The following is a 17,619-nucleotide window of genomic DNA, read 5'->3' on the forward strand; positions in this document are numbered from 1 at the left end:
GGTCGTTACTGGGATCGAACCAGTGACCCCCTCCTTGTAAGGGAGGTGCTCTCCCAGCTGAGCTAAACGACCTGGGAATTCTGTCTCCACCGAGTGGAGAAAATGGTGGGTCGTGCTGGATTCGAACCAGCGACCAATTGATTAAAAGTCAACTGCTCTACCGACTGAGCTAACGACCCTCACCACGACCAGTTCCGACTGCATTACTGCTTCGGCTCTGACGGCGGCCTATATTACGGATTTAAATTTCCGGTGCAACAGAAAATTCGTAATTTAAATCCGTTTGCTCACTGTGCGTACAAATACGAGCTGTTTTTACAGTAGCGTTACGAAAACAGTGACATACAGCAATGTTACAGCTTGGCCAGACTCTGTTTGGCCAACTGGGCCGGCGAGGTGTTGGGATAGCCCTTGATCACCTGCTCATAGAAGGATTTGGCTTCCGCCTTCTTGCCATCCAGCTGCGCCAGCATACCCAGCTTCAGCAGAGCGTCGGCGCGCTTGGGGGATTTGCTGTATTTGTTGGCCACGGTCGAGAACTGGGCCGAGGCGCCGGCTCTGTCACCCTTGTTGAACAGCAACTGGCCGAGCCAGTAGTGTGCATTGGGAACATAGCCCGAATTGGGGTACTGCTTGATGAAGCCCTGGAAAGCCGGAATGGCTTTGTCGTAGTTCTTCTCTTTGAGCACCATGTTGACCGCTGCATCGTAGGCCTGATTCTCATCCTGATTGGTTGAGTAATTGGCTGCGGCGGCAGGTGTAGAGGCAGCTGCAGGGGCCGCGGCAGCCGGAGCAGCCTGCTGGCTGCTGGCGACCTTGTCGAGCTCCTGATAGAGCTGACGCTGGCGCTCTTGCGACTGTTCCATCTGGTAGGTCTGCTGCTCCAGCTGACCACGCAGCTCAGAGACCTCCCCTTGCAGGGAGTCGACCTGCTGCTGCAATTCAGCTTGCAGTCGCAGACGGGCATTGAGGGTGCGCTCCAGCAGGGCAACCCGATCTTCCAGGCTACCGGTGGGCACGATGGCGCCGTTGTTGCCACTAAGGACAACGCCACCACCCGAGTCACCGCCCAGATCGCTGACAGGAGCCGCAGCTTGCGCATTCAGAGCAACCAATACTGCCAGCGCAACGACAGCTTGCTTGTACACAGATTTCATTCGGATCAAACCTTAGCGTTTAGTACAGATAAAACGGCCAGCGCCATCGTCGCTCGCATATGCAGATTTCATTCGGATCAAACCTTGGCGTTTAGTGCAAATAAAACGGCCATCGAAATGGCCGCTTGCATATAAACGAACTTCGTTCGGTTTAAACCTTAGTAAACCAGAACCGCGCGGCGGTTTTTGGCAAAGGCATCCTCGGTGTGGGACATGTCCAGCGGCTTCTCTTCGCCATAGCTGACGATGGAGAGCTGCTCGGCCTGCACACCCAGGGTTTGCAGATACTTGGCAACAGCCTTGGCACGACGCTCGCCCAGGGCGATGTTGTACTCCGGAGTACCGCGCTCATCGGCGTGACCTTCGATCAGGACTTTAACGCTCGGGCGCTCGCGCAGGTAGCTGGCGTGGGCATCCAGCAGATCAGCGTACTGACCCTGGATATCGTAACCGTCGAACGGGAAGTAGATCACGTTGTCACGCTGCAGTGCTTCAAACTTCTGACGCATCTGCTCTTCCGGGGACAACATGCCGTTGGCGCCGCCGGTTTGTACACCGCCCATGCCGTCGGTCATACCTGATTCAGCGCCAGCAGCGTCGGAATCAGAAGAAGAACTACAAGCGGCCAGGGTGAACAGTGGCAGTGCGATGGCCAAACCCTTGAGCAGTTTATTGAGTTGCATGCTATTTCCTTAAACCTTTATAACAAAACAAAAAACAATTGGATTTTTATCAATTCAAGAAGGGCGACCAAGCTGGTGCACGAATTTCACCGCTACTGGTCGGAAGCACAGCCTTGAAGCGACCATCAGTCGACACCAACGCGAGACTCTTACGACCCTGATAGATGGTGGCATAAATGATCATGCTGCCATTGGGAGCCACACTTGGCGACTCATCCAGAGCGCTCTGGGTAAGGACCAACAGGGCATTGTTTTCCATGTCCTGACGGGCAATACGATACTGTCCCTGAACACGGGTCACCATCACCATGATTTTGCCATCAGGAGTGATGGATGCACCCTGGTTGGATTCACCTTCCCAAGTCATCCGGCGAGTCATACCAGTCGCCAAATTTACGCTATAAATCTGGGGTTTGCCACCACGTTCAGAGGTGAACAACAAATTTTGCCCATCCGGCATCCAGGAGGGTTCGGTGTCGATAACACGGCTGGTTGTGACGCGGGTCAGCTGCTTGCTAGCGACATCAACCACATAGAGGTTCGGTGAACCATCTTTGGAGAGAACGATAGCCAGACGACGACCATCCGGAGACCACTCCGGCGCCCCGTTGATACCGCGGAAACTGGTGATCAGGCTGCGTTGCTGAGTGTAGATATCCTGCACATAGATTTCGGACTTCTGGTTCTCGAAGCTCACGTAAGCCAGCTTGCTGCCATCCGGCGACCAGGCCGGAGACATCAACGGTTCGCGGGAGCGCAGCAGGGTCTTCTCGTTGTAACCGTCGTAGTCAGAAATACGCAGCTGGTACGGGAACTGGGTACCCTGCTGTACGGAGACGTAAGCCAGACGGGTCAGGAAGGCACCGCGCTCGCCAGTCAGACGCTCATAGACGATATCTGAGATACGGTGGGCAAACTGGCGCATCTGGGCACCCGGGATGGTCGCCATGCGGCTATCCAAAATGTAACCGTTGCTCTCGCCACCTTGCGCCTTGGCCAGCTGGCCTTTCAGCACATCGACCAGCTCGAAGTTGACCTTGTAGGTGCCGTCACCGACTGCCGAAATGGAACCCACCACCACGGCTTCAACCCCTTGGGAGGCCCAGGGAGCGAAGTTGATCTCGCTGCTGCTGCTCGGGGTTTGCGGCATCTGGCCACGGGCCAGCGGCTTGAACTTGCCGCTGCGCATCAGGTCGTTGGAGACCACTTCCGCGATGTCCTGCGGCAACTGCCCGTTACCTTCCCACTTGAAGGGAGCAACGGCGATGGGGCGTGCGCTATCAATACCGCCGGTGATGACGATGTCCAGGGCCGCCTGGGCACTCTGGCCCAGCAACAAACAGCCAACCAAAGCAAAAAATACTTTTCTGATCATGGCTTAAATACTCGGTTCCAATATAGATGAGAGGTTAAATTCCTTTCTCGGCGAGAGGTTGCCAACCGGAGGCAAGCAACCTCGTTTTATCACGCTTAGATACTCGGTTCTAACTTCAGGTTAAATTCCTTCAACATCTCGAATGCCGCAGGATCCTTGGGCACTGGCAGTTGATTGGCTTTCAGAACAGCCGCCTTACCCGAACGACAGACCGCCGGGTCACCCTGGCCGTTATCTACCGATATAACAAAGCCACTGCTCGCAAGACGTACGCCGATAGTACATGTTTTGCCCCGCATGGTGGGATCCAAAATCATATACCGCTCAACAGTGGCCTTGATGAGCGCCGCATACTTGTCGACCTCACCTTGTGCCGCTGCAGAGGCAGCCTGGCTGCGGGCATTGGCTTCAGCCGCCAGCTGCTGCTGCATCATGGCTTCCATCTCTTTTTGCAGTCTGGCCTCCTCGGCCGCTTTGCGTTTGCGTTCTGCCGCGATCTTGGCCTGCTTCTCGGCTTCAGCCTTGGCTTTCTTCTCTGCGTCAGCTTTTGCCTTTTTGGCTGCCTCTTCCTTGGCCTTCTTCTCAGCCTCGGCTTTGGCTTTTTTCTCAGCCTCTGCCTTGGCTTTCTTCTCTGCCTCAGCCTTGGCCTTCTTGTCAGCTTCCGCTTTCTTGGCTTTGGCCTCCTCGGCTTTAGCCTTCTCTTCCGCCTGTTTTTTCTCGAGCTCTTTCTTTTTCTTCAGCGCCAGTGCCTTGGCCTCTTCAGCAGCCTTGCGCTCGGCTTCCGCCTTCTTGGCCTTCTGCTCTTCCAGCTTGCGGGCCTCCTCGGCTTTCTGCGCCTTCTCTTCCGCCCGCTTCTGCTCGGCAACTTTTTTCTGCTTCTCAGCCTCGGCCTTGCGGGTCGCCTCTTCTGCTTCTTTCCGCTTGGCCTCGGCAATACGCAGCCGTTCCTGCTGCTGGGCTAGTTCGCGTTTGGCAAGATCCGTATCTTCCTTATCCTTCTCTTTCTCTACCTTCTGCGGCTTGGGCTGAGCTTTCTGCTGCTGGATCTGCTTGGCCTGCTCGTTGAGGAAGTTCTCATCAAGCATGACGGCATTGACGATCTGCCCCTTCGATTCGGGTCGTTTCGGTTTGCTGAAATCGAGCCCGACAAACAGGATGATGCCGATGATCAGGTGCAGCAGAAACGACGCGATGAGATAACCGGAAATACCACGCTTCACATCCATCTCCGTTAGTTCACCGGATCTGTCATCAGGCCAACCTGAGGCACACCCGCATTCTTGAGGGCCACCATCAACAGGATCACCTCTTCGTAGCGCACGGCCTTGTCACCCGCGACCACCACGGGGGCATTCTGGTTGATCGCCAGATAGCCCATGGCTTTTTCGGTGATGTATTGCTGCATCGCCTCTGGCGTGCCACTTGGCACCGGCTCGTCATCGGCTTCGCCAGCCTTGATGACATACTCGCCTTCGGTATTGACGCTTACGATGAAGGGCGGCTTGGCATCTTCCGGCAACTGCTCGGACTCAGCCTGCGGCAGATCCACCTTGACCCCTTGCGTGATCACCGGCGTGACCGCCATAAAGATGATAAGCAGCACCAGCATGACGTCGATATAGGGAACCACGTTGATCTCGGCCACCTTCTTGCGCCGGATCCGCTGATAGGTTTGCATTACTGATCACCCTGCTGCTGAGCAATTTGACGGTTCAGAATGGTGGTGAACTCGTCCATGAAGTTGGCGTAGGCGTTCTCCAGCCGCTCGACCTTGTTGGAGAAGCGGTTGTAGAAGATTACCGCCGGGATAGCGGCAAACAGACCCATGGCGGTCGCAATCAGCGCTTCCGCGATACCCGGTGCCACCATCTGCAGGGTGGCCTGCTGCACCTGACCTAGGGCGATAAAGGCGTTCATGATCCCCCATACGGTACCGAACAGACCGATATAGGGGCTGATGGAGCCGATGGTCGCCAGCACCGGCAGGTTGGATTCCAGATCATCTACCGCGCGGGAGAGGGAGACGCGCATGGCGCGGTAGGTACCATCCATCACCGCATCCTGACCACGGGCACCGGCCTTGAGCAAGCGAGCATACTCCTTGAAGCCGGAGTAGAAGATATCTTCCATGCCTTCGATGTCATCGCGGCGGGAAGAGGACTCCTGATAGAGGCGATTGAGATCGACCCCTGACCAGAAGCGATCTTCAAACTGTTCCGATGCGAGATTGGCCGCCTTGATCGCCTTGGAACGCTGGATAATCAGCGCCCAGGAGACAATAGACATGCTCATCAGGGTGATCATGACCAGTTTTACCAACAGGCTGGCTTGCCAAAACAGGCCAATAAACGAAATTTCAGCGTGCACTTAACAGCACTCCCTTGATTTTTTCAGGTATAGCTACAGGTTTCATTTGCGGACGACTCACACAGGCTATCTGTACCAAAGCCTGGGTGACGAGTCGTCCATCAGCCGCCAGGATCTGCTGCGAAAAACGCAGGGATGCGCGTTTCACTTCAATCACTTGCGTTAATACATTCAATAGTTCATTAAAACGGGCCGCCGAGCGGAAATCGATCTCAGTTCGGCTCACCACGAAGGCATATCCCTCCTGCAGCCAGACGTCCTGTTCGACCCCTTTGGCACGAAGAAACTCGGTGCGAGCACGTTCCATAAACTTGAGATAATTGGCGTTGTAGACGATGCCCCCGGCGTCGGTGTCTTCGTAGTAGACACGCACCGGAAACTCAAAGACTTCCCCCATAACAATCTGTGATCCATTCGACAGTCAGATGGGGGGCTATCATAGCGCAGGGCTGAATAGGAAAGAAGCAGGGGGAGGCAGGGAAATCCTGCCTCCCCCCGTTTTTTATGAAAGGAAATATGAATGTGTCAGCCAGAGGCCATACAACAAACTGGGCCAGGCGAGCCAGGGATTGAACAGCACACGTCCGGGCAGGCTTTTCAGATGAAAGCCAAGCCCGTTAAGTACGCCACAACAGACGGCCCACATCAGCCAGGGAGCAAGCCAGAGACCATGCTCGCTGGTGTTGGCCGCGATCAGATTGGGGGCCTGTAAAATAGCGACGGCCAACAAGGCCGCCGCGAGTAACATCAACCCCTGCCACGGCTGCCGCTCCAGTGGAGCGGCGAGCCTGGCGAGTCGATCACTTGTTTTCATCGATCTGACGATCCATGTTCTCGGTGTGTTCCAGCCACAGCGCATTGATGATGCCAAATGCACAGGCCAGCAACAGCCCCAGGATCCAGGTGAAATACCACATTGTCAGCGCACCTCTTAATAGAGAGATTGTTGGTTATCTTCGATGTGCTTGTTGGTTACCCGGCCAAACATCTTGATGTAAGTCCAGATGGTGTAACCCAGCACAATCGGTACGAAGACTGCTGCAGCCACGGTCATCACCTGCAAGGTGTTGAAGGAGGCGGTAGCATCCCACATGGTCAGGCTCAGTGACGGCTCAAGGCTTGAGGGCATCACAAACGGGAACATGGAGAAACCGGCAGTGAGGATGACCCCGGCAATCGCCAGCGAGGAGCTGGTAAACGCCAGCCAGCCGATGTTCATACGGGCAAACAGCGCAGTCAGCAGGCTCATGGCAAGACCCAGTACAGGGGCAGCCACCATCCACGGATAGAGGGTGTAGTTGTTCATCCAGGCGCCAGCCTGCAGGACAACTTCCTTGTTCATCGGGTTGGATACTGCGTCAGTCGCGGCAGCCTTGACGATGACATACCCTTCCATACCGCTTACCCACCAACCCGCGGCAGCAAACAGCACCAGGGTCACCAGTGAGCAGATCATGGCGGCAGTGCGGGAACGCGCCAGCACTTCACCATCGGTCTTCATCATCAACCAGGTTGCACCCTGGGTGAGCAGCATGAACAGGCTCACAAGACCAGCCAGAATGCCGAACGGGTTCAGCAGGCCAAAGAAGTTGCCGTGATAGGTCAACATCATGAACTGGTTAAACTCGAATGGAACGCCTTGCAACAGGTTGCCAAAGGCCACACCAAAGACGATGGGCGGTACGGCGCTACCGGCGAACAAGGCCCAGTCCCAGTTGCTGCGCCATTTGGCATCAGCACGCAGCGAGCGGTACTTGAAACCGACCGGACGCAGGAACAGCGCCATCAGCGTCAGGATCATCGCGATGTAGAAGCCGGAGAAGGTCGCGGCATACACCATCGGCCAGGCGGCGAACAAGGCACCACCGGCAGTGACCAGCCAAACCTGGTTACCTTCCCAGTGCGGCCCCATGGTGTTGAGCATCACGCGGCGCTCGACATCTTTCTTGCCGACGAACGGGAGCAGTGCGCCTACCCCCATGTCGAAGCCGTCAGTGATGGCAAAACCGATCAGCAGTACGCCGACCAGAGCCCACCAGATGACACGCAGAGTTTCGTAATCAAACATGGTCGCTCTCCTTATGCCTTGATCTGTTCAAAGTGATACTTGCCAGTCTTCAGGCTGCTGGGGCCAAGACGGGCATACTTGAACATCAGGTACATCTCGATAACCAGAAGTACGGTATAGAACAGGCAGATACCGATCAGAGAGAACCAGATCTCGGCTGCAGGCAAATTGGATGCAGAGAGGGAAGTCGGCAACACCTCTGCAATGGTCCACGGTTGGCGACCATATTCAGCAACAAACCAGCCAGCTTCGATCGCGATCCACGGCAACGGGATACCCCACAGCAGAGCCTTGAGCAGCCACTTGCGCTTGCCGATCTGGTGACGGGCACTGTCATAGAAGGCCATACCAATCAGTACCAGCATCAGCATGCCGACGGCAACCATGATGCGGAAGGCGAAGAACAGCGGCAGTACCTGCGGGATGGAGTCATCCACAGCGGCCTTGATCTGCTCTTCGGTCGCATCGGTCACGTTGCTGGTGTAGCGCTTGAGCAGCAGACCGTAGCCCAGATCCTGCTTCACTTCGTCGAAGCGAGCACGGGTCTCGTCAGACTTGTCACCGGATTGCAGCTTGGTCAGCAGATCGTAAGCGGTCATACCGTTACGAACGCGCAGTTCGTGCTCGCTCTTCAGATCCTTCAGACCGGTGACCTGACCGTCCAGAGAACGGGTCGCGATAATACCAAGCGCATAAGGGATCTTGATGGCGTAGTCGGTGCGCATCTCTTCCTGATTCGGAATACCGAACAGGGTAAAGGCGGCCGGAGCAGGTTCAGTTTCCCATTCGGCTTCGATAGCGGCCAGTTTAACCTTCTGCACTTCACCGGTCTCGTAACCGGATTCGTCACCGAGGATCAGCACGGACACGATGGAAGCCATACCGAACGCGGCGGCAATGGCGAAGGAGCGACGGGCAAACGCCACATCACGATTCTTCAGCAGGTAGTAGGAGGAGATACCCAGCACAAACATGGCGCCACAGGTATAGCCAGCCGCCACAGTGTGGACGAACTTGACCTGGGCAACCGGGTTGAGCACCACGTCAGCGAAGCTCATCATCTCCATCCGCATGGATTCAAAGTTGAACTCGGCACCGACCGGGTTTTGCATCCAGCCGTTGGCAACCAGGATCCAGAGGGCGGAGAGGTTGGTACCCAGTGCCATCAACCAGGTGGCAGCCAGATGCTGATGCTTGCTCAGACGATCCCAACCAAAGAAGAACATACCGACGAAGGTGGACTCCAGGAAGAAGGCCATCAGCCCTTCAATGGCCAACGGAGCCCCGAAGATATCGCCGACATAATGGGAGTAATACGCCCAGTTCGTCCCGAACTGGAACTCCATGGCCAAGCCTGTGGTAACCCCCAGGGCAAAGTTGATACCAAACAACTTACCCCAGAATTTGGTCATATCCCGGTAGATGGTGTTGTTGGTCATCACATAGACGGATTCCATGATCGCCAGGAGAAAAGCCATTCCCAGCGTCAGGGGTACAAACAAAAAGTGATAAAGGGCCGTCGCAGCGAACTGGAACCGCGATAGGTCTACCACATGCTCAGCAATCATGATGTTTCCTCACCGATTATTGGCACGGCTATTTTAAGTTTTAAGGACAAAGCTTCCGTTGGGGGTTATCGAATGGGCCCCATTGAGACGCATCACAACAAAACACTTTCAGTAACCACCAATATTAACAACAAGGCAATACAGGAAAACAAATAAAGCTAATGTTTAACAATTACAAAACAATCAGCTTCAATTTATTCTCGCCCATTATGACCGGGTTTTTATATCACCTTTATTTGATTGAAATCAATGTAAAAGGACCCGAAATACATGGCTTTCAAAGCCATGTTTAATCTATTTCACGATTATTGAAGAGAGCCAGATCACAAAAGATGATAAAGCGTAAAATATTGATTTAAATCAATTTAAGAATTTAACATCCGGCTACCTCGTTTAATTTGAAAAGTGTCGATAACGCGCCTTTTTCCATGTTATCCGGGTCAGTCAATCTGATTCAAAAATCCAATTTAAAACTGCAAATAATGCATACTCATGCGAACCAATTTCATCAAGCGAGGCATTAGATAAACTAATTTGAAGGTTGCAATTTTTCTTGTTTGTCCAGGTCGATTCGAACTCCTACAATGCGCCTCGCAGTGAGGGCATCCCCTTGGATACAGGCCGGTTAATCCGGGTTCACGGTACGTATTCGACCATCAATTTGAACCTGTCTATTGGAATCGAAGATGAAAAAGTTTGTTGCTAAAACCATCCGTTACTACAAGCTTTCCTTTGTGCAGCTCTATCAACTGAACCGACTCTGAGAGCTCGCGACGGCTCACCTGTTTATTTTCCGGTCTGTGTCCAGACGCACTCACTGTCTGTGAACATCCATCCTGAATTGTCTTTGCCCACCGCATCCGCCGTGGGCTTTTTTTGGCCCGCATAACAAAAAACCGCCTTTGACGGCGGTTTCATGTTCAAACGACTGTTTTTACTTCTCATCTGGTCGCTGAAGACCGAAATGAGCGTAGGCTCGTGTGGTCGCAATCCGTCCTCTGGGTGTACGTTGCAGATACCCTTGCTGGATCAGATAAGGCTCCAGCACATCTTCGATAGTATCTTTCTCTTCCCCGATCGCGGCGGCCAGATTATCGAGACCCACCGGCCCCCCCATAAACTTGTCTATCACAGCCAACAATAACTTGCGGTCCATAAAATCAAACCCCTCGTTATCGACATCCAGCATATCCATGGCGCGAGCCGCGATGGGACCATCGATGCGGCCATCGGATTTCACCTGGGCAAAATCGCGCACCCGTCTTAACAAGCGGTTAGCAATCCGCGGAGTACCACGGGAGCGACGAGCGACCTCGATGGCTCCATCCTCTGTCATATCGAGTCCCAGACAACGGGCGCTGCGGGAGACGATATCGGTCAAGTCCTTGACGTTGTAGAACTCAAGACGCTGGACGATACCAAAACGATCTCGCAGCGGGCTGGTGAGTGAACCAGCCCGGGTGGTTGCGCCGATCAGGGTGAAGGGGGGCAAATCCAGCTTGATGGAGCGAGCCGCTGGCCCCTCTCCGATCATGATGTCGAGCTGGTAATCCTCCATTGCCGGATAGAGCACCTCCTCCACCACCGGGCTGAGACGGTGGATCTCGTCGATGAACAATACATCGTTCGGTTCAAGGTTGGTGAGCAATGCAGCCAGATCACCCGCTTTCTCCAGCACCGGGCCGGAAGTGGTCTTGATATTGACCCCCATCTCGTTGGCGACGATGTTGGCGAGGGTGGTCTTGCCCAGACCGGGCGGGCCGAAGATCAGCAGGTGATCAAGCGCTTCACCCCGCTGACGCGCCGCTTCGATAAAGATCTCCATCTGTTCGCAGACGGTATCCTGACCGGTGTAGTCAGCCAGCTTCTTGGGGCGGATGGCCCGATCAATAATGTCATCCTCACGGGCGGCACTGGCCGAGATGAGGCGGTCTGCTTCAATCATCAACTACCTCACACAAGGCTACGAAGAGATTCACGGATGATATCTTCCACCGACATACCCTCTTTGGCGATCTTGCTGACAATCTGGCTCGCCTGTTGCGGCTTGTAACCAAGGGCAACCAGCGCACTGGCTGCCTCTTCGGTCACACCCGGCGCCCGCAATTCAGGCTCACTGGCTGGCAATGTGACCATGGCGGGGGAGAAGAGATCATGGCTGACCCAGCCCTTTAGACGATCCTTCATCTCGACTACCAGCCGCTCGGCGGTCTTTTTGCCGACCCCCGGCAGTTTGACCAGGGAGCTTATCTCTTCACGTTCGACACTCAGCACAAACTGGGTCGCGGTCATACCGGAGAGAATAGCCAGTGCCAGTTTGGGGCCAACCCCATTGGTCTTGATCAGCTCGCGAAACAGCGCCCGCTCCTGTTTGTGGTTGAAACCATAGAGCAGTTGGGCATCTTCCCGCACCACAAAGTGAGTATGGATGGTCGCTTCCCTGCCGATCTCCGGCAAATCATAGAAGCAGCTCATCGGCATCTGCACCTCATAGCCAACCCCACCCACTTCCAGCAGGACCTCGGGGGGCTGCTTCTCAATGACAATGCCTCTCAAGCGACCAATCACGGCTCTCTCCTCACCAATACAGCTATTCGTAAATTGGCTCATAGCATAAAGAATAACTGGATAAGTATCCAGCACATGGCGGCAACCTCAGAGTAGCCAGAAAGCTTTTTCGCCAATTGGCTACCATGCTTGATCTGGTTCAGCCGGAGTGTACGGGATGTTTCTGCACCGGGCCGGACTCCGAACGGGCATGAACACTACACTAAACTCGTTCGGAACCGAAATTGATGCAATGCAGATACCAAGGAAGGCCATCATATGAAAATTGTTACCACCGCCAATCTGGGTCTTGCCATCTTGCTCGGCTGCACGCTGGGGATGGGAGCCGTGGGCTGGTATGGCAGCCAGCGGCTTGCCGATCTGCTCGCCTATGTGTTGGGAAGCGCCTGGCAGACCGCTGACGGGGCCATGGAGGGCTCCATCGAACTGGGCAATCAACAGTTACAGATTCAGAAGATGCAAAACGGCACCCCGCTCAATCGTGCCGAGCTTGATGCCGCCAAAGCGGCAACCGATGAGGCACTGGCTCGGGTCAGTCAGGGGCAGCTCATTGATGGCGCAGCCCTTTCGTCCATGGAGCAACAGAAGCAGGCCTATCAACAGCAACAAGAGAAGCTGTTGACGCTCTATCACGCCTACACAGAGGCGGATCAGGCCCTGCATCATAACGCCGACCTGATGGCCCGTCTCTCGACGCAGCTGGAGGAGATCGGCGATGGGGCGGTAGAGACGCTGACCCAATCCCCCGACCAGACCATCAGCTGGAACAGTGGCCTCTCTACCCGCTGGGAAGCGGCCGACGGGGGGATGGAGTCCAACATCGGCTTTTTGCGCCAGCTCTATGCGCTGGAGAAGATGCGCAGACAGGGGGTCACGGCGGCGATCAAGGCCGAGCTGAAAGAGGCGACCGATTTCTACCACGGAGCGATCGACAGCATGCTCGGCACCGGACTGTTCGATATCGAGGGCTCCGGGGAATTTGCTGGCAAGACACTGTCCGCAGAGTATCGCGCCCTGCTGACCCGACATCAGCAATTGATGGGGCAGTGGATCGAGGCGCTCGGCAACTATCAGGCCCAGCAGGCTCTCTATGAGGCCAGTGCCGACCAGCTGAAACAACAACTGGTTGCCATCGAGGCGAGCGGTGATGCCACCGTCGAGGATCAGGTCGTCCAACTCAACGGCATCATCAGCCAGACTCGCTCCCTGCTGCTGGGCGGCCTGTTGCTGAGCCTGCTCATGGTCACCCTCTGCGGCTTCTGGCTGACCCGCAAGCTGGTCACCCCGCTGCTGCAGGTGGATAAACGGATGCAGGATATCGCCGCCGGCGAGGGAGATCTCAACGCCCGCATCAACCTGCAACGGGATGACGAGATAGGCTCGCTTGCCAACAGCGTGGATCGCTTCATCGAGAAATTGCAGAAGATGATCAGCTCCACCATGGACAATAATCGGCACTTCAGCGAGCACGTCCACACCTCGGTCAACCGGGTGGAGGCGATCAGCCAGAGCAGCCGCCAGACTGCCGAACATGCGCTGGCCCTGCACCACGACAGCGAACAGATGGTACAGGTAGCGACCACCATATCGGACAACTGCAGCATGGCGGCCCACAATGCCAATGAGGTGCGCCAGCTGACCACCGAGAGCAGCCAGTATGTCGCCTCCGCCAGCGCGGGCATGCAGCGGGTGGTGCAGGAGGTGGGCGAGTGCGCCGTCGCCATCAACGCCCTCAAGGAGCAGGCAGGCCAGATTGGCCAGATCATCTCCACCATCAGCGGCATCTCGGAGCAGACCAACCTGCTGGCCCTCAATGCGGCTATCGAAGCAGCCCGCGCGGGGGAGATGGGACGTGGCTTTGCGGTGGTCGCTGACGAGGTGCGCACCCTGGCCAACCGCACCGCGGCCTCAAGCGCCGAAATTAGCCAGGTGATCAGCAGCATCCAGCAGCAGACCGAGAGCGCCTATCTGATGATGCAGCGCAACCTCAAGACGGTGGAGTCTGGCATGCAAGACTCCGAGAACACCAAGCAGATCCTGTTCAAGGTGGAAGGGGCCATCGACCAGCTGGCCGATATGGTGCAGCAGGTGGCCGTGGCCACCGGGCAACTGTCACACACCCTCAGCCACTCCTCCGACAAGGTCTCGGGGATCAGCCTGCAGGCCAGAACCGGCGAACAGGAGGCGCAGGAGTGCCTGTTGCTGGCCTCCTCTCTCCATCAGGCCAGCCTGCAGCAACAGCGCCTGCTCTCCCAGTTCCGGGTATAGCCTCTGTATCGAGAAGCTGTAAAAACACCAGTCCGTAGAACGGACTGGTGTTTGACACTCAATCGCACGGAGCCTACCCTCGCTATCCGCCAATGAGCGTCACCGACATCACCATGGATACAGTCTGGCGGACTAGCCTCCAAACGCCAGCTTGCCCGCCAGACTCAGCATGATGATGCCGACCAGCAGATCGATCCCCCGCTGTACCCCCCCTCTCGCCAGCCAGGGCGCCAATGCTGCAGCTCCCAGCGCAAGTGAGTAGAACCACACCAGCGAGGCGAGCATGGCACCGGCCGCAAAGGCCGGACGCAGGTGCTCGCTCACCTGACTGCCCAGCGAGCCGAGCAGCATCAGGGTATCGAGATAGACATGGGGATTGAGCAAGGTGACCCCTAGCGTCATGGCCAGTACACTTCTGGCTTTCATCCGTTGCGAAGCGTCGGCCAGTCCTCCCTCCTGCCCATACCACGCGCTGCGCAGGGAGCGCACACCAAACCAGCCGAGAAACAGTACGCCCCCCCAGGTGAGCAATATCATGCCGATCGGGCTGGCGGCCAGCAGATTGGCTCCGCCAAATACCCCTATGGCGATCAGAATGAGGTCGCAAAAGCTGCAGAGTGTGGCGCTCAGCAAATGATGGTTGCGATGGATACCCCTGCTCAGCACAAAGGCATTCTGGGCGCCGATAGGGATGATCATGGCAAGACCTATGGTGAAACCTTGCAGGGTCGTGGTCAGCAGCATCGAAAATTCCGTTCGAAATGATGAATGAACGGCACTATAGCGAGTCCGGCTCCTTCTTAGAAATTCATTGATTTACTGGTTCATTCATTTTGCTAATGATGAAGCGCTTCTATTAAATCCCGTGTCAATTACCGGATCTGACAATTGTGACCCTCAGACAGCAGCAGGAGAATCTGTGGTATCTGAGACTCGGACTACTGAAGCACTCTGGGGAAATTGGTGACCACCACCTGCTCCAGATTGGGCAGCAGCAAGCCGGTTCCCACCCCTTTGGCAATGGCCTGGTAGCGGTTCATGGAGCCGGTTTTGCGGGTGACCTGATTGAGATGGTAATTCACTGTGCGCTCCGTGATGCCGAGAATGCAGGCAATCTCGCTGGAGGTCTTTCCTTCACTGGCCCAGAACAGGCACTCTGTTTCGCGCTCGGTCAGGGGCTCTTTGCCCACACTGTCCATCATGCTGAAACGCACCACCCGGATCGCGGCATCGAAGATGTAGTTGGACATCCATGAGAGGATGGGCGACGACTCCAACAGCAGATCGCTCGAGGCGCGTTCCGAGGTAATGAAGGAGAGAATACCGTTCTCCCCGGCGGCACCGTGCAAGGGGAAGGAGATGCCGTTGCGCAGCCCGAACTCGGCTGCCAGCCCCATCACATCCATGCTTCCCTCTTGCAGAAAGCTTGCTCGCTCATCGAGGCGATTCCAGTAGATGGGCAAGGTCTGCTTGCGCGCCAGCTGGATCACCGGATCACATGCCAGCATGTTGTTTTCGGTATAGGCCTGCACCCAGGAGTCAGGGCAGTGATTGAACAGCACCACCTTGGGTCTTTGCATCGACATCGGCAGGATCAGCGCGAAGCGGTAGTAGTCGTAGCCCATCCCGAGCGTGAAGTGACCGATCAGCTCGGCCAGACGGTTGCCATCCGTCACCGAAGTGAAATGTTCGAGATACTCAAGCAGTTGGTCTCTTTTCATATGAAAGCCCCCTTGGCCAGACATGTGATTATAACGGCGAATAGCAAGACAGAGGGCCCATAATGTTGGTTTTCAAAGGAAAATTGAGAGAGCATCCACGAAATGAGGTAGAGGATGAACTCTATCGCTTTCGAAATCGCGTCTTTTCCGACCGGCTCGGCTGGGATGTAGAGTCCCATCGGGGACTTGAGCGTGACAGTTTTGATACGCCAGACACCCATTGGGTGCTGATCGAGGATAAGCAAGGGCTATGCGGCTGTATTCGCCTGCTCAACTGTGCCGATGCCTATATGCTGCCCACCATCTTCCCCACCGCCCTTGCCGGTGAAAGTGCACCGCGTACCCCCGATGTCTGGGAACTGACCCGTCTTGCCATCGATGCCAGCCGTGCTCCGCGGATGGTCAATGGCGTCAGCGAGCTCACCTGCGTCATCTTTCGCGAAGTCTATGCCTTCGCCCATGCTCACGGGATCCGTGAGCTGGTCGCTGTCGTCAGCCTGCCGGTAGAGCGCATCTTCCGCCGCCTCGGCCTGCCCATCGAGCGCCTCGGCCATCGCCAGGCGGTGGATCTGGGGGCCGTGCGCGGGGTGGGGATCCGCTTCCATCTGGATGAACGCTTCGCCCACGCCGTTGGCAAACCTCTGCTGGGCCACTATCAAACCAGCCACTCTCTACTGCAGCAACCATCACCGGCGCTGGCAACGCAGCCATAAAAAATCCCGGGAAAACAGACCCGGGATAAACAGATCGCTATGAGCCCGCAGGCTAACCCATGGGTCAGCGGGCAGTATCCTCCCTCAACAACCTGATCACTACTGTCAGAAATCACAGCGTAACGGCCCTGTCACCACCCATTGTTGTCCCCTGCCGAGTGACGTAGAGTCAGCCCAGAAGCAACGCAAGGGAGGGAAGATGAAAGAGCTGGACTACAAACTGCTGCGGGCACTGGATGCGGTATTGCAGGAGCAGAACTTCGAGCGGGCCGCCAAATCACTGCACATGACCCAGTCCGCCATCTCCCAGCGGATCAAACTACTGGAGCAACAGTTTGCCGAGCCGCTGCTCATCCGCAGCCAGCCGTTGCAGGCGACCCAGCTCGGCCAGAAGCTGCTGGCACACTATCGTCAGGTCCACCAGCTCGAGCTGGAACTGGCTGGTGAGCTGGCTCCCGCCACACCACAAGCCCCCATCCGGATCAGTATCGCCGTCAATGCCGACAGCCTGGCAACCTGGTTTTTGCCCGCCATCGCCCCCTTGCTGGAGCAGCATCCCATCGAACTCAACCTGCTGGTGGATGACGAATGCCGCACCCTCGACAAGGTACGCGAGGGTCAGGCCTTTGGTGCGGTCAGCTTGCATCCCCAGCCACTGGCCGGTTGCTGCGTCGATGATCTGGGCGAAATGAACTATCTGCTTACCGCCAGCCCCGCGTTCGTGGCGCGCCACTTTCCCCACGGTCTGACCCGGGAGGCGCTGGCCAAGGCTCCGGCAGTGGCCTTCGATCAACGCGACGACATGCATGTCAGCTTCATGGCGAAACACTTCGGGCTAGAGCCCGGCGGTTATCCCTGCCACACGGTTCACTCGTCCGAGGCCTTTGTCGCCATGGCCGAACAGGGCCTGGCCTATTGTCTCATCCCCGAGTTACAGATCAGAGGCCAGCTCGCTGGCGGGTCACTGCTCAACCTCAGTCCCAACCATGTTCTGACAGAACGCCTCTACTGGCACCGCTGGGTACTGGAAAAGGGGGTACACAAGCAGCTATCCCAACGTCTCATTGACCATGCCAGATCGCAGTTGAAACCACGCTGAGCAGGCCATTCACCTTGGCTTTGCAGGGCTAA

The 17,619-nt window shown here is 56.1% G+C and carries 18 protein-coding genes and 2 tRNA genes; 3 read left to right on the forward strand and 17 right to left on the reverse strand.

What is annotated here, in order from left to right:
- From G5171_RS12960 to ruvA, 15 genes are all read right to left on the reverse strand, one after another.
- A tRNA-Val gene (locus G5171_RS12960) sits at positions 1 to 72 on the reverse strand.
- A 31-nt stretch (positions 73 to 103) separates the two neighbouring features.
- A tRNA-Lys gene (locus tag G5171_RS12965) sits at positions 104 to 179 on the reverse strand.
- A 174-nt stretch (positions 180 to 353) separates the two neighbouring features.
- Positions 354 to 1,157, reverse strand: a complete 804-nt coding sequence (gene ybgF / locus G5171_RS12970; RefSeq protein WP_421250999.1) for a tol-pal system protein YbgF — start codon at positions 1,155 to 1,157, stop codon at positions 354 to 356.
- Between the two features lie 158 nt (positions 1,158 to 1,315).
- On the reverse strand, positions 1,316 to 1,840 hold the full coding sequence (gene pal / locus G5171_RS12975; RefSeq protein ID WP_005304908.1) for a peptidoglycan-associated lipoprotein Pal: 525 nt from the start codon (positions 1,838 to 1,840) through the stop codon (positions 1,316 to 1,318).
- 49 nt (positions 1,841 to 1,889) lie between these two features.
- The gene (gene tolB, locus G5171_RS12980; RefSeq protein WP_005335728.1) at positions 1,890 to 3,215 is read right to left on the reverse strand and encodes a Tol-Pal system beta propeller repeat protein TolB; all 1,326 of its coding nucleotides are present in this window, start codon (positions 3,213 to 3,215) and stop codon (positions 1,890 to 1,892) included.
- Positions 3,216 to 3,310: 95 nt separating this feature from the next.
- Positions 3,311 to 4,441, reverse strand: coding sequence for a cell envelope integrity protein TolA (gene tolA, locus G5171_RS12985; protein ID WP_216979490.1), 1,131 nt, complete (start codon positions 4,439 to 4,441; stop codon positions 3,311 to 3,313).
- A gap of 5 nt (positions 4,442 to 4,446) precedes the next feature.
- Entirely contained in the window at positions 4,447 to 4,893 is a 447-nt protein-coding gene (tolR, locus tag G5171_RS12990; RefSeq protein ID WP_005335733.1) for a protein TolR, read from the reverse strand.
- On the reverse strand, positions 4,893 to 5,570 hold the full coding sequence (tolQ, locus tag G5171_RS12995) for a protein TolQ (RefSeq protein ID WP_216954450.1): 678 nt from the start codon (positions 5,568 to 5,570) through the stop codon (positions 4,893 to 4,895). The genes tolR and tolQ overlap by 1 nt, the downstream gene beginning before the upstream one ends.
- 1 nt (position 5,571) lies before the next feature.
- Positions 5,572 to 5,979 carry a tol-pal system-associated acyl-CoA thioesterase gene (gene ybgC, locus G5171_RS13000; protein ID WP_337073798.1) on the reverse strand — a complete coding sequence of 136 codons (408 nt, stop codon included), beginning with the start codon at positions 5,977 to 5,979 and terminating at the stop codon, positions 5,572 to 5,574.
- A gap of 105 nt (positions 5,980 to 6,084) precedes the next feature.
- Positions 6,085 to 6,396, reverse strand: a complete 312-nt coding sequence (locus G5171_RS13005; protein WP_041202810.1) for a cyd operon YbgE family protein — start codon at positions 6,394 to 6,396, stop codon at positions 6,085 to 6,087.
- Positions 6,383 to 6,499 (reverse strand): cytochrome bd-I oxidase subunit CydX, encoded by a 117-nt coding sequence (gene cydX, locus G5171_RS13010; protein ID WP_005304933.1) that lies wholly within the window; start codon positions 6,497 to 6,499, stop codon positions 6,383 to 6,385. Before cydX ends, G5171_RS13005 begins: the two co-directional genes overlap by 14 nt.
- 14 nt (positions 6,500 to 6,513) lie before the next feature.
- Positions 6,514 to 7,650 carry a cytochrome d ubiquinol oxidase subunit II gene (gene cydB, locus G5171_RS13015; RefSeq protein ID WP_033113517.1) on the reverse strand — a complete coding sequence of 379 codons (1,137 nt, stop codon included), beginning with the start codon at positions 7,648 to 7,650 and terminating at the stop codon, positions 6,514 to 6,516.
- A gap of 11 nt (positions 7,651 to 7,661) precedes the next feature.
- The gene (locus G5171_RS13020; protein WP_421244377.1) at positions 7,662 to 9,218 is read right to left on the reverse strand and encodes a cytochrome ubiquinol oxidase subunit I; all 1,557 of its coding nucleotides are present in this window, start codon (positions 9,216 to 9,218) and stop codon (positions 7,662 to 7,664) included.
- 934 nt (positions 9,219 to 10,152) lie between these two features.
- The gene (gene ruvB / locus G5171_RS13025) at positions 10,153 to 11,163 is read right to left on the reverse strand and encodes a Holliday junction branch migration DNA helicase RuvB (RefSeq protein ID WP_005335744.1); all 1,011 of its coding nucleotides are present in this window, start codon (positions 11,161 to 11,163) and stop codon (positions 10,153 to 10,155) included.
- Between the two features lie 8 nt (positions 11,164 to 11,171).
- Positions 11,172 to 11,786, reverse strand: coding sequence for a Holliday junction branch migration protein RuvA (gene ruvA, locus G5171_RS13030; RefSeq protein WP_216979491.1), 615 nt, complete (start codon positions 11,784 to 11,786; stop codon positions 11,172 to 11,174).
- A gap of 258 nt (positions 11,787 to 12,044) precedes the next feature.
- On the opposite strand from ruvA, the gene G5171_RS13035 reads away from it, so the two are divergent.
- Complete coding sequence (locus G5171_RS13035) at positions 12,045 to 14,054, forward strand: methyl-accepting chemotaxis protein (RefSeq protein ID WP_216979492.1); 2,010 nt, start codon at positions 12,045 to 12,047, stop codon at positions 14,052 to 14,054.
- 132 nt (positions 14,055 to 14,186) lie between these two features.
- Here G5171_RS13035 and lysE read toward each other — a convergent pair whose 3' ends face one another.
- A complete protein-coding gene (lysE, locus tag G5171_RS13040; protein WP_005343206.1) occupies positions 14,187 to 14,798 on the reverse strand; it encodes an L-lysine exporter in 612 nt (203 codons plus the stop codon).
- Between the two features lie 194 nt (positions 14,799 to 14,992).
- Positions 14,993 to 15,775 (reverse strand): LuxR family transcriptional regulator, encoded by a 783-nt coding sequence (locus G5171_RS13045; protein ID WP_005343205.1) that lies wholly within the window; start codon positions 15,773 to 15,775, stop codon positions 14,993 to 14,995.
- A gap of 62 nt (positions 15,776 to 15,837) precedes the next feature.
- Here G5171_RS13045 and G5171_RS13050 point away from each other — a divergent pair, with 62 nt between their 5' ends.
- Together G5171_RS13050 and G5171_RS13055 are read left to right on the forward strand one after the other, a co-directional pair.
- A complete protein-coding gene (locus tag G5171_RS13050; RefSeq protein WP_236347198.1) occupies positions 15,838 to 16,488 on the forward strand; it encodes an acyl-homoserine-lactone synthase in 651 nt (216 codons plus the stop codon).
- Positions 16,489 to 16,687: 199 nt separating this feature from the next.
- Positions 16,688 to 17,587, forward strand: coding sequence for a LysR family transcriptional regulator ArgP (locus G5171_RS13055; RefSeq protein ID WP_337073795.1), 900 nt, complete (start codon positions 16,688 to 16,690; stop codon positions 17,585 to 17,587).
- Positions 17,588 to 17,619: the final 32 nt, after the last annotated feature.

The organism is Aeromonas sp. 600774, assembly GCF_049175075.1.
GTDB lineage: Bacteria > Pseudomonadota > Gammaproteobacteria > Enterobacterales > Aeromonadaceae > Aeromonas > Aeromonas veronii_A.